Annotated in this window: 10 protein-coding genes, 1 riboswitch and 1 other annotated feature; all 10 genes read left to right on the forward strand. The window is 39.6% G+C overall.

The features are described from left to right. Positions 1–125 precede the first annotated feature (125 nt). A riboswitch (cyclic di-GMP riboswitch) is annotated at positions 126–212 on the forward strand. A gap of 33 nt (positions 213–245) precedes the next feature. The 10 genes from sinI (at position 246) to MUN88_RS14575 (ending at position 12,773) form a co-directional block, all read left to right on the forward strand. Then, positions 246–380: a DNA-binding anti-repressor SinI gene (sinI, locus tag MUN88_RS14530; protein ID WP_244716252.1), complete on the forward strand. Its 135-nt coding sequence runs from the start codon at positions 246–248 to the stop codon at positions 378–380. A 178-nt stretch (positions 381–558) separates the two neighbouring features. Beyond that, positions 559–1,773 carry an NAD(P)/FAD-dependent oxidoreductase gene (locus MUN88_RS14535; RefSeq protein WP_244716254.1) on the forward strand — a complete coding sequence of 405 codons (1,215 nt, stop codon included), beginning with the start codon at positions 559–561 and terminating at the stop codon, positions 1,771–1,773. Between the two features lie 914 nt (positions 1,774–2,687). Continuing rightward, entirely contained in the window at positions 2,688–3,329 is a 642-nt protein-coding gene (locus tag MUN88_RS14540; RefSeq protein ID WP_244716256.1) for an ABC transporter ATP-binding protein, read from the forward strand. Continuing rightward, positions 3,326–4,102, forward strand: coding sequence for an ABC transporter permease (locus MUN88_RS14545; protein ID WP_244716258.1), 777 nt, complete (start codon positions 3,326–3,328; stop codon positions 4,100–4,102). The genes MUN88_RS14540 and MUN88_RS14545 overlap by 4 nt, the downstream gene beginning before the upstream one ends. 61 nt (positions 4,103–4,163) lie before the next feature. After that, positions 4,164–4,390: a binding site (T-box leader), on the forward strand. 83 nt (positions 4,391–4,473) lie between these two features. Continuing rightward, a complete protein-coding gene (locus MUN88_RS14550; RefSeq protein WP_244716260.1) occupies positions 4,474–7,125 on the forward strand; it encodes a valine--tRNA ligase in 2,652 nt (883 codons plus the stop codon). 256 nt (positions 7,126–7,381) lie between these two features. Continuing rightward, positions 7,382–8,632, forward strand: a complete 1,251-nt coding sequence (locus tag MUN88_RS14555; RefSeq protein ID WP_244716262.1) for a bifunctional folylpolyglutamate synthase/dihydrofolate synthase — start codon at positions 7,382–7,384, stop codon at positions 8,630–8,632. A 101-nt stretch (positions 8,633–8,733) separates the two neighbouring features. Further along, the gene (locus MUN88_RS14560) at positions 8,734–9,207 is read left to right on the forward strand and encodes a type IV pilus modification PilV family protein (RefSeq protein ID WP_244716264.1); all 474 of its coding nucleotides are present in this window, start codon (positions 8,734–8,736) and stop codon (positions 9,205–9,207) included. Further along, on the forward strand, positions 9,183–9,602 hold the full coding sequence (locus MUN88_RS14565; protein WP_244716266.1) for a prepilin-type N-terminal cleavage/methylation domain-containing protein: 420 nt from the start codon (positions 9,183–9,185) through the stop codon (positions 9,600–9,602). Before MUN88_RS14560 ends, MUN88_RS14565 begins: the two co-directional genes overlap by 25 nt. Before the next feature lie 9 nt (positions 9,603–9,611). Further along, positions 9,612–11,123: a pilus assembly PilX N-terminal domain-containing protein gene (locus MUN88_RS14570; protein WP_244716268.1), complete on the forward strand. Its 1,512-nt coding sequence runs from the start codon at positions 9,612–9,614 to the stop codon at positions 11,121–11,123. 18 nt (positions 11,124–11,141) lie between these two features. Further along, positions 11,142–12,773: a GspE/PulE family protein gene (locus MUN88_RS14575; RefSeq protein ID WP_244716270.1), complete on the forward strand. Its 1,632-nt coding sequence runs from the start codon at positions 11,142–11,144 to the stop codon at positions 12,771–12,773. Positions 12,774–12,785: the final 12 nt, after the last annotated feature.

A 12,785-nucleotide genomic window follows, 5' to 3' on the forward strand; every position in this document is an offset into this window, starting at 1 on the left:
GCGGTATGTTTCTATATTTACTGAATATAATTTACTAATTACAAATGTTGTTTATATTACTGTTCGTTTTGTTGGGCTGCTGTGGTATTGCAATTCGTTCAAGGTGTTTTCGTGTAGCATGCATAATCAGAAAAAGGCAAACCTATTGCAAGATAGGGACGCAAAGTTCCAGGTCCGTTCATTTATCCAATACGGACGGCTGAGCTGCCTGAAATACAGATTTGTATTTTAGGAGGAGAAAGATTATGGAATCGAAGTTAAATGTGGATTATGAATGGATCTATCTAATGCTGAAAGCGAAAGAGATTGGTTGTACAACAGAAGAAATAAAAGAATTTCTGACAAAGAAAATGCCAGAGAAATGTGTGGAACAGTATTAGACCTAGAAAACCCTATGTGACATAGGGTTTTTATTTTTGTGAAAAGGGTATAGCATATTAGACGCTTATACGTATCATTTGCTATACTAAAAATGATACGTATTGAGTACATATCTAGTCAAAAGTGAGATAAACTATCATAGTTTAGCAATGATATCGACAGGAAAGGAATGATTAGATGACAGTGAAGAAACCAAAAATCGTAGTACTAGGTGCAGGTTATGCCGGTATGATGACAACGAAACGACTTACGCAACAATTCTCTCCTGAAGAAGTGGATATTACATTAGTTAACAAGCATAATTATCATTACCAGACGACATGGCTGCATGAAGTAGCAGCTGGTACGATTGATGTAAACCGCTCCAGGATTATGATCTCTGATGTGATTAATACTAGACATGTAAACTTTGTACATGACACCGTTAAGCAAATTAATAAAGATGACAAAACGGTTGAATTGGAAAATGGTACACTTAGCTATGATTTTCTTGTGATCGGTTTAGGCTTTGAGAAAGCTACCTTTGGCATTCCAGGTATGGAAGAGCATGCATTCTCCATTCAGAGTGTAGATAAGAGTCGTATGATTCGTGACCATATTGAATATCAATTCTCACGTTATCGAAATGAACAAGATCCTGATCCAAGCATGCTTACGATTGTTGTTGGCGGTGCTGGTTTTACCGGAATCGAATTTCTTGGTGAACTTGCGGAACGCATTCCCGCTCTATGTAAAAAATATGATATTCCACGTCAAGATGTGAAAATTATTGACATTGAAGCGATGTCTACTATTTTACCAGGTTTTGATGAGGATTTACTAAGCTACGCAAAAGAATCGTTAGAAGCGCGTGGTATTGAATTTAAGCTCGGTACTATGATTAAAGAAGTGAAAGAAGATCGTGTAATTGTCGGAGAAGACAGAGAGGAAATTAAAACAGACACGTTTGTTTGGACTGGTGGTGTACAAGCCAATCGCATTGTCGGAGAATCCGGATTCGAATTGACGAAAGGTAAAGTGAACGTGGATGCGACGTTACGAACACCAGAGCAAGATGACGTATTTATTCTAGGAGATTGTGCCTGGGTGATGAATGAGGAAACAGGCAAACCTTACCCACCTACAGCACAAATTGCGATCCAGGAAGCAGATGTATGCGCGCATAATATCAGAACACTTATTTATGGCGGTACACTTCGGACGTTCCATTTTGACAATAAGGGGACAGTTGCTTCTCTAGGTGGAAGTGATGCAATGGGTACTGTTTTTGAAGGGAATAAGTTATATGGTATGCAGGCCAAGGTGATGAAGAATGTGATCGATGATCGCTATTTATTCATGTTAGGTGGACCTAAGCTGGTGTTACGAAAAGGAAAATTCCGTCCATTTTAATTCAAAGCATGATCTGATCTAGGAGGTAGAAAAATGAAAAATACTTTACTTTACACATTAGTTACGGCAGCAGCGACAATTGCTTATGTCTTAATCTCTCGAAAAATGGAAGATAAGCGAGACTTTCGCTAAGTACAAAGAGCAGATGCCATTGTGTATCTGCTCTTTTTTTACAAGGTAAGAAAGATTTCAGCTAAAGATTCAGAAAATAAAAGTGTAAGTTCTTATAATACGGATTATGTCAACTTGCGTTGTGGTAATTTTGAAATGATTCATGTGCTGGGATACCGCTCCTGCTTACCACTTCGCGTCCTGCGGGGCACGGCTGAAGCTAGGCTACTACACGAATTACCTCTTTGCTGCCTTGCACCGAGGAAGCTTACTTCGAAGCGATACTAGAAGACACAGGTGCAGACTTTGTGGATCTTCAGCAACTCCACGTCCCACGAGAGTCTACGTGGTTGGTCTGCGCTATGGTACAGACTCTACAACGTGTACAAGAGCTAGCACATTGAGCTGAGTATAATTGTCATGATGCTATTCGAATTCTAAATAACAATATACCTAGAACCACTGTTTTTAGCAGTTCCATACCATGTAGCACTTCCTTAAACGTAGAAAATACGCGGAGACTCCGAATGTGTCAGCACGAGCATAGAAGCAGTTCAAGTAATAGCCTAGCTGAAGCCTTGCCCCACAGGACACGGAGCATATTTAAGGAGCTTTGCTAAGAAGATAAAACATTTCAAAATTATCACATTGTAATACAGATTCGCTTTACATTATCAGTATTATAGGCAATTGTATATATAATAACCTATATAAAGTAACTAGGCTGAATTTTGCTTATTAAAGAGAATGACTTGCAAATATACGTTCACAATAGAAGTAGAGGACAGTATGGAGGATGAAACATGTTTGTGATCAGGAATTTGGTATACAAAAATATTTTACGAATCGAACATCTCGAGATCGAATCAGGTAATATTTACTGTCTTTTCGGTACAAGCGGAAGTGGAAAAACAACTTTATTAAAAATGTTCAATGGCATGCTAACGCCAGACGAAGGTGAAATTCACTTCAAAAAATCATCTATTCAAGAACTGGATGCCGTTGAATTAAGACAGAAAGTAGTGATGCTCGGACAAGATCCGATCGTATTCGAAGGAACAATACGAGACAATTTATTAATTGGCTTACGATTTTCTGAACAAGATAAAGAACCAAGTGACAACGAATTAACAGATCTATTACAAAAATTACAACTGTCAAAAGATCTGGACGAAGATGCTGCCAATTTGTCAGGTGGAGAGAAACAGCGTATCGCTTTTGGCAGAGTGTTAGTGATGGAACCAGATGTATTTTTACTTGATGAACCCACCTCCGCATTGGATGATGATACGGAAACGATGGTAATGGATTATTTTACGAAGCGTATCAAAGAATTCAATAAAACGGTCATTATGGTGACACATTCCAAAGATACTGCAGAGACATACAGTGATCAATTGATCTATATGAGCGAGCTTCTGAAAGATAAGGAGGTTCGATCATGAATGATATGTTAGAGATTACGATATGGCAATTAGTTTCCGCCTATTTATTTATACTGCTCTTATTAGCTATTGTTCGCTGGCGGAAGATACCAAGAGAAAAAGAAATTATTATTGCGACACTGCGAATGACGATTCAGCTAGTACTGGTCGGTTATGTATTAATGTTTATATTTGAAAATGAACATTTCCTTTACTCATTGCTTGTTCTCATTTTGATGGAGAGCTTTGCTGTTTATAACATTTACAAACGGTCGAAGCATACATTGAATAAGGAATTAAAGAAAATTATTGCACTAGCGATGGTGTCTGGTACATTATTTGCATTTTTCTATTTTGACTTTGTCGTTGTTCAATTTTCACCATGGTATGATCCGCGATATTTTATCCCCATTGCAGGTATGTTAATCGGTAACTCAATGACTGGTATTACACTTGGTGTAAGTGCACTAATGGAAGGTTTTATTTCTCGTAAAAACGAGGTTGAAGCAGCTTTAATGCTTGGTGCTACACCTCATAAGGCGGCACGTAATATCGTTAATCATTCCTTTGATTCCGCAATTCTTCCAACTATTAATAATATGATTGGTATGGGAATCGTGTTTCTGCCAGGAATGATGACAGGGGTTATCCTCTCTGGTGCAAACCCTGTAGATGCGATTAAATACCAAATCGCTATTATGCTTGGTATTACAGGAAGTGTTTCTTTAACGGTTATTTTGTTCCTGTATTTCGGATATAAAACCTTTTTTAATAAACATGCACAGCTAAAATGAAAATTAAACTTGACTTATATGTTTCCTTTTGGATAAAATAACATATAATATAATAAAACATAACGATGCGATGAAGAGGAGGAGTACTTCATACTATTTGATAGAGAGGAAGACCCACTGGCTGGAAGGTTTTCTCGAATAAAGGTGAAGGAAGGTAGCCTCAGATGCAGCTTTATTGAACATACAGTAAGTAAAGCCGGTGAAGCCGATATCTTCTAAAATGAAGTGTATAAGTTACGGAGCTTATAAACAAAGGTGGTACCGCGGAAAACCCTTTTCGTCCTTTATTTAAGGATAAAGAGGGTTTTTTTTGTTGCATTAGCTACTGTCAAATAGAAGGAATGCAAGTCAACTAAAAGGAGGAAAATATTATGTCAGATAATAAAGAAGTGAATTTACCATCGAAATACGATCCGACAGCCGTAGAAGAAGGCAAATACGATTATTGGGTGCAAGGTAAATTTTTTGAAGCAGAACGTAACAAAGAAAAGGATCCATTTACTATAGTGATTCCTCCACCTAACGTAACGGGAAAGCTTCACATCGGTCATGCTTGGGACACTACCCTGCAAGACATCATCACTCGTATTAAACGAATGCAAGGATATGATGTATTATACTTACCTGGGATGGACCACGCAGGAATTGCTACACAAGCAAAAGTAGAAGGAAAATTACGAGAAGAAGGTACATCCAGATACGATCTCGGACGTGAGAAATTTTTAGAAACAGCTTGGGACTGGAAAGAAGAATATGCTGAGTTTATTCGTGAACAATGGTCTAAATTGGGCTTGGGTCTTGATTACTCCCGTGAACGATTCACACTTGATGCCGGTCTTTCGGATGCAGTAAAAGAAGTATTTGTTACTTTATATGATAAAGGTTTAATTTACCGTGGAGAGTACATTATTAACTGGGATCCAGCAACGAAGACGGCACTTTCTGATATAGAAGTTATTTATCAGGATGTTCAGGGCCATTTCTATCATATGAAATATCCATTAGCAGACGGATCGGGCCATATTGAAGTCGCAACAACCAGACCGGAAACAATGCTAGGCGATACAGCAGTAGCTGTTCATCCTAACGATGAGCGATATAAAGATTTAATCGGCAAAAAGGTTAAATTACCGATTGTCGGGCGAGAAATTGAAATTGTTGCAGATGATTATGTAGATATAGAATTCGGTTCTGGTGCCGTCAAGATCACGCCAGCACATGATCCGAATGACTTTGAAATTGGCAATCGTCACGATCTGGAGCGAATCCTTGTCATGAACGAGGATGGCACAATGAATGAAAATGCTGGTAAATACCAGGGGTTAGATCGTTTTGCATGTCGTAAACAAATCGTCAAAGATTTGCAGGATACAGGCATTTTATTTGAAATTGAAGATCATATGCATTCGGTAGGGCATTCGGAACGTAGTGGCGCAGTGGTGGAACCGTATCTATCTACACAATGGTTCGTAAATATGCAGCCACTAGCGGATGCAGCAGTAGAGTTGCAAAACGGTTCAGACGAGGATAAAGTCCATTTCGTACCTGACCGATTTGAGAAAACTTATTTACGTTGGATGGAAAATATTCGTGACTGGTGTATTTCTCGTCAATTATGGTGGGGGCATCGTATTCCTGCTTGGTATCATAAAGAAACAGGTGAAGTGTATGTTGGTAAAGATGCTCCAGCAGACATTGAGAATTGGGAGCAGGATGAGGATGTGTTAGATACATGGTTTTCATCTGCATTATGGCCGTTCTCTACATTGAACTGGCCGGATACAGAAGATGAAGATTTCAAACATTTCTTCCCGACGAACGTATTAGTTACAGGCTACGATATTATCTTTTTCTGGGTAGCACGGATGATTTTCCAATCCAAGCAGTTTAATGATGAGCGTCCATTTAAAGATGTCCTGATTCATGGTTTAGTAAGAGATGCAGAAGGCCGCAAGATGAGTAAATCACTCGGCAACGGTGTTGATCCAATGGAAGTCATCGAGAAATATGGTGCAGACTCCTTGCGCTATTTCTTGGCAACTGGTTCAAGCCCTGGTCAAGATGTTCGTTTCCAATGGGAAAAGGTAGAGTCTACCTGGAATTTTGTTAATAAAATCTGGAATGCCTCCCGATTTGCTCTAATGAATATGGATGGCTTAACGTATGAAGAAATTGATATTAATGGTAAAAAATTAGTGGCAGACAAATGGATCCTGACTCGATTAAATGAAACAGTGGAACAGGTAACTCGTCATGTTGACAAATATGATTTCGGTGAAGCTGGTCGCTACTTGTATAACTTCATTTGGGATGATTTCTGTGATTGGTATATCGAGATGGCTAAGCTGCCGTTATATGGAGAAGATGAGCAAGCAAAACATACGACAAGATCTGTACTGGCGTATGTACTAGACAATATAATGCGCATGCTTCATCCATTTATGCCGTTTGTTACAGAAGAAATTTGGCAGCAGCTGCCACATGAGGGCGAGTCTATCGTTCGTGCTGCATGGCCAACAGTCGATTCGAATTTATCTGATCATCACGCAACAGAAGTGATGAATCAGTTAGTGGCAATTATCCGTTCTGTTCGTAATATCCGCGCAGAAGTAGATACGCCAATGTCGAAAGAAATTCCAATCCTTGTTCTGGCAAATAATGAAAAAGTAAAAGAACAGCTTAGGGCTAACAGCAGTTATTTAGATCGTTTCTGTAATCCAAGTGAGTTAACGATCGATACAGCGATTGCTGCACCGGATAAAGCAATGTCAGCAGTTGTGACAGGTGCAGAGATTATTTTACCGTTGGAAGGGTTAATTGACATTGATAAAGAGCTGCAACGATTGCAGACAGAGCTGGATAAACTGAATAAAGAGATAGAACGGGTTGATAAAAAACTTGCCAATAAAGGTTTTGTTGATAAGGCACCAGCACATGTAGTAGACGCTGAAAAAGAAAAACAAAAAGATTATATCGAAAAACGCAGCAAAGTAGAAGCGCGTATAATGGATTTGCGAGATTAATAATAGAGGAATAATGGCGAGTAAAGCTATAGACTGATACGATCACAGTTCGTAATGTGGGGTAGCTCTCGTTTAATTAGAAAAGAGGCTGTCTTAGACAGTCTCTTTTTACACAGTAGGAAAGTATAAATTTTAATAATGAAGCATCTCGACGTAGTGAAAATATAGAGTGTACCAAGTATAAGAAAAACTACGGCACTCGCTAAAAGACGAGGCGAATACCGTTTTTTTCTAACACATAAAGGATGTGAGAAGAATGATCGATAATCTTAATGATTTAGACCAATTTTTTGAACAAAGAAGAAAGTTTGGGATAAAGCCAGGACTTGAGCGGCTCGACTATTTGTTGGATCAGACTGGTCATCCGGAGCAGGAGATACCAACCATTCATATTGCTGGTACAAATGGCAAAGGGTCCACTTTAACCTATTTAAAAGAGATGTTAATGGCAGGGGAATACCGGGTGGGTACATTCCAATCACCAGGTTTACCGACCATATTTGATCATATCGCAATCAATGAGGATGTTATCACATCAACGGCCTTTATCGACATTTTGAATCAGCTGCTTCCAGTTATCGATGACATGGACAAGCATGACCTCGCTCCCTCTGAGTATGAAATATTGATGGTAATTACTTTACTCTATTTTCGAGAGAGAGTGGATATGGGGGTGATTGAAACGTGCATGGGTGGCAGAGAAGATGTGACGAACAGAGTCATCCCCCTTGTTACCATCATTACATCGATCGATTATGATCATACGTCATTCCTTGGCACGAACATTGAAGCTATCGCTGGCCATAAAGCAGGGATAATTAAGAACAAGGTTCCAGTCGTAATTGGTCCATTTCCTGAAAAAGCACGTCAAGTAGTACGGAATGAGGCGGCGTGCAAACAAGCACCTGTTTTCGAATACAATCAAGATTTTTTTGCAGAGGAAATAGATCATCAAAAGTTTTTATGGAAAAATCAAGACCTTGAACATCGTGCAAAACTATCTATGCTAGGAAAGCACCAAATCGAAAATGCTTCGCTGGCGATACAAACAGTTCAACTTTTGCAAAAGATGGATTTTCCACTTGAAGAGAATGCACTCCGACATGGACTATTAAAAGCACAAATGCCGAACCGAATGGAAACGGTGAAGAAAGAGCCGAGAATAATCGTCGATGGTGCCCATAATGCCGCAAGCATCCGTCAGCTTGTTGAGACGTTTTCCACACAGACATTTCCAACCATATATGTTTTGTTTAGTGCATTTCGTGATAAAGAAGTAACAGAGATGCTTACCCTTTTAGCAAGTATGACGGATGATATCACGATCACAACCTTTAACCACACTCGGGCACTTCGGGCAGATGATGTACCTGCGAGCTATCGTTATATAGCTGATCCGGAAGAAGCGTGGAAGGATGCCTTAATTAGAAGTAATTCAGATGACTTAATTCTAATTACAGGATCATTGCATTTTGTCGATTTTGTTAAAAAATTAATCCAAAAGTAATGCAAAGATTTAGTTCGTTATAAGAAAAGTATTGTTCTTTAAGGTTGGAGTAGTATAATGGACTTAAGAGAAAAGTAAGGATAGAAAGGAGATAATAGCCGATGAGAAACATTTCGCAGAAGGAATCAGGATTTACCTTAATCGAAATGCTTGCTTCCATCACAATCCTAAGTATTATCTCCTTTGGTTTTATTGCCATATTTGTACATGCCTCTAAGACGACGGAAACATCTGCTGACATTATTGATGCTGACTATATCGCACAGACAGAGATGGAGAGAATCTATCAATATAGTACCGAATCTGCGATGGAAGATACGATAAGCTTATTAGAAACAGATGGCTATCAGCTGCTGAATAGGGCGGAGGAGACGTTTCAGCTGGAAAAATCGACACGAAATCATTACATACGTATGAAAGTAGAGAAGGATCAATCTGTAACAGATTTCTGGATGGTATCGGTTCAGGTTTTGAACGAACGGGATGATCATACGGTACAAGCTGTTTTGGAAGCGGGTTATGTCTGGTGTATAGAGAGGTTTGATCACGCATGTTCAAAAATCAGCGAGGGATGACATTAATCGAATTATTAGCTGTCCTTATAATTCTATCATTGATTGTCATACTAGTTGGATCAATCCAATTATTCTCGCAAAAGCAATTTAGCAATCAAGCCCAGCAAGTGGAACGACAGTCTGACGTGCGGCAGCTATTAACTGAAATGAATCGTGAACTCCGCCTCACACCAAGTAAAGCGATCTCGGCAGCTGATAACAGTTTAGTGATCGCGGATACTGTTTACGCATTACAAGGCAATATGATATTGCGAAATGGTTCTGTACAAGCAGAGAACATTCGTGCTTTTGATGTTGAACGGACAGGGAATCAACTGACGATAGAAATTTCTACAGAGCGTACGCTGATGGAGGATACCACTACAGTAACGACTACTATTATGTTAAGAAAGTAGGCTGTGCATATGGACAAACGGCGGGTGCAATTTGCAAATGAAAAAGGCATAGCTTTGGTATTGGTTATGATGGTGTTTGTTATCCTATCGTTATTAAGTATTGCTATACTTACGGTGTCTGCCAGTAATCTGAATGTAACGACCAAAGACAGGTCGTTACAATCAAGCTTTTATATTGCAGAAACAGGGCTCAATCACACCATTGCTGATATTTACGATCAAGTTGATGCGCTTTACCATACTAGTTCGAACCAGGTCAGCTTTTTTCAACGGTTGGAAGACTTAATTATAAAGACGGATCAGCCAGTGGAATTGTCTTTTACCGAGCAATATGAGAGAGAGCCTAAGGTAAAGGTTACGGTGACGCGGCTTAATAATAATAATCCGAGAGCCTATCATATTGTAGCTACTGGTGGAATGGATAAGAGCAGTCGAACAGTAGAGACGGAAATTGAAATTGAATGGCAAGACAATCAGACCATTGATATACCACAAAACCTTGTCGCATATACTGGTGTTTTTGATTCGCAGCGTTGTAAAGCTCCTCAAATAGCATTAGAACAAGGTGCTATCATCGACGGTGATTTTGGCACTGCTTGTCTTTCTAAAGGTGCCATCACCATTACGGGTAATCCAAAGCTCAGTGGTGAGCAAGTTTTCGTACCAGAAGGTGCCAAAGAAAATGTAATCGATTTACGGGCGAATTATGCAGGAAATATTCCTTTATTAACTTTCCAAAATAATGTAATTTATCCAGGGAATATTAGACAAATGATGGATAGCTTTCCGAGCGTTCCATCCTATACAATACCAGTAGATCAAACCATTGGAGATGAGTTTAATCGTCATCAAGTGATTCAAAACGGAAATTTGAATATTACTCATTACAAAGCAGACGGATATCAATTAAAGATGACCAGTAACTTATCTTTTCATCAGATAAACTTTAACAGTAACCGGAAACTTTATATTGACACAAACGGACAGGATAGGGAAATAACCGTAGAACGATTAAATCTGGAGAATGGTCACATCTATATTACCGGAGAGGGAGCCTTAACGGTTTATGTGACAGAATCAATTACTTTCGGGTCTGGCAGTACTTTCAATGCTGACCGCAGTGTGGACGATCTGTTTCTATATTTAGCAGGTAAGAACAAATCATTTACACTAACAGGTGCTCAGAAGATGAATGGTCACTTATTTGCCGAAGATGCCAGTGTGACGCTATCAGGCGGAGGTGGCTTTAACGGATCGATTATTACAGGAGGTAACCAAGTAAATTTAAGTGGTGGCAATTACAACGAAACACTAATTCTTGCACCACATGCAAAGGTTACAGCATCTAATGGTGCCAGTGTGTACGGAACCGTGATTAGTGATTCTCTCAGAGTGACAGGAGGGGCAAAGTTATCCTTCAAAGAGCTAAACCTTGATGATATCCTTATATTCGGTGGAACAGGTGATACCACCATTCCACAGGAAGCCTATAAAACCGGCCAAACACTCGAATCTCAATAACAGAAAGTAGGTGTGCATATGGCAGTGCCTTTTAAAAAGCAAAAATTAGGGGACTTATTAAAACAGTCGAATATGATAACCGAAGATCAGATCTTGCAAGTGCTGGAAGCGAAAAAAGAGGGACAGAAGCTTGGAGATGCCCTGTTAGAACAAGGATTAATTACAGAGAAACAATTGCTGGATGTACTCAAACAACAGTTAGGCATCGAATCTGTTTCCTTATATCGTTATCCGATTCAAGAGGAAGTCCTGAATTACGTGTCCAAGCAGTACGCCAGGGAAAACTGTTTAATTCCGATCCACCAATCCGAGCATCAATTAACGATTGCAACAAATGATCCAATGGACTACTTTGCCATTGATGATATTGAGCTTGCAACAGGTTTTCAAATCAGGACTGTTATTGCTAGCAGAGATGATATTTTACAGGCGATAAATAAGTATTATGACCGCAATGACAGTGACTCGGAATTGGCCTCCTCTGTTGATGAAGATGCACCTGCCGTGCGTATAATCGATCAAATTCTGCAAACAGGCGTTAATTTAAAGGCAAGTGATATTCATATTGACCCACAGGAGCAGCAAATTACAGTACGATATCGAGTGGATGGGATGCTTCGAACAGAAAAAACAGTGAAAAAACCATTGCAGAATGCGATTATTGCCCGGACGAAAATTCTCGCTAACCTGAATATTACCGAGTCTAGATTGCCACAGGATGGCAGAGTCCGAATCGAGATCGACAAGCGACCGATCGACTTGCGTGTGTCTATCTTGCCAACTGTTTTTGGAGAAAAAATCGTCATTAGAATATTGGATTTAACGAACGCTTTTAAGCGATTATCCGAATTAGACTTTTTAGAGAGAAACAGGCAACAATATCAAGCCGCTTTAAAGCAGCCGTCCGGACTTATTCTGCTCACAGGTCCCACAGGTTCAGGAAAAACAACCACACTGTATGCATCGATCACGGAGTTAAATCAGGACGATGTTAACATTATTACTGTCGAGGATCCAGTTGAATACCAAATAGATGGTGTGAACCAAGTTCAGGTGAACGGTTCGATCGGTTTGAATTTTGCAACAGGGTTACGGTCGATATTGCGACAGGATCCGAATATCATCATGGTCGGAGAAATTCGCGATAAGGAAACAGCTGAAATTGCGATACGTTCTGCATTAACCGGGCATCTTGTCTTTAGCACCCTACATACAAATAGCGCAATTGCAGCGATCCCACGATTGTTTGATATGGGCATTGTGCCTTATCTTGTTGTATCATCATTGACCGCTATTATGGCTCAGCGTTTGGTTAAAGTGATTTGTCCAGACTGTAAAACAGAGCGATCTGTTACTGCGATGGAAAGAGAGGTTTTTCGGAAGCGTGGTATCAATATCGAGCGTGTTTTTGAAGGGGAAGGCTGTAATACGTGCAGAGGTACGGGTTATAAAGGAAGAATGGCGATTCATGAGTTACTTGTCATAGATGATGCGATTCGAAATTTGATGATGAATCAACACAATATGACGGAAATTCGCGACTATGCTCGTAGCAAGGGGATGCATTTCCTGTTAGATGATGGTCTCTATAAAGTAAAAAATGGCAAAACCACATTAGAAGAAGTGTTAGGAGTCGTGGCAGAAGAATAAGGGGAGGCGGCT

This window comes from Gracilibacillus caseinilyticus (assembly GCF_022919115.1).
GTDB classification, from domain to species: Bacteria; Bacillota; Bacilli; order Bacillales; family Amphibacillaceae; genus Gracilibacillus; species Gracilibacillus caseinilyticus.

Coding starts and splice junctions, on each gene's coding strand:
- sinI (WP_244716252.1), top strand. CDS start 246: ATGGAATCGAAGTTAAATGTGGATTATGAATGGATCTATCTAATGCTG.
- MUN88_RS14535 (WP_244716254.1), top strand. CDS start 559: ATGACAGTGAAGAAACCAAAAATCGTAGTACTAGGTGCAGGTTATGCC.
- MUN88_RS14540 (WP_244716256.1), top strand. CDS start 2,688: ATGTTTGTGATCAGGAATTTGGTATACAAAAATATTTTACGAATCGAA.
- MUN88_RS14545 (WP_244716258.1), top strand. CDS start 3,326: ATGAATGATATGTTAGAGATTACGATATGGCAATTAGTTTCCGCCTAT.
- MUN88_RS14550 (WP_244716260.1), top strand. CDS start 4,474: ATGTCAGATAATAAAGAAGTGAATTTACCATCGAAATACGATCCGACA.
- MUN88_RS14555 (WP_244716262.1), top strand. CDS start 7,382: ATGATCGATAATCTTAATGATTTAGACCAATTTTTTGAACAAAGAAGA.
- MUN88_RS14560 (WP_244716264.1), top strand. CDS start 8,734: ATGAGAAACATTTCGCAGAAGGAATCAGGATTTACCTTAATCGAAATG.
- MUN88_RS14565 (WP_244716266.1), top strand. CDS start 9,183: ATGTTCAAAAATCAGCGAGGGATGACATTAATCGAATTATTAGCTGTC.
- MUN88_RS14570 (WP_244716268.1), top strand. CDS start 9,612: ATGGACAAACGGCGGGTGCAATTTGCAAATGAAAAAGGCATAGCTTTG.
- MUN88_RS14575 (WP_244716270.1), top strand. CDS start 11,142: ATGGCAGTGCCTTTTAAAAAGCAAAAATTAGGGGACTTATTAAAACAG.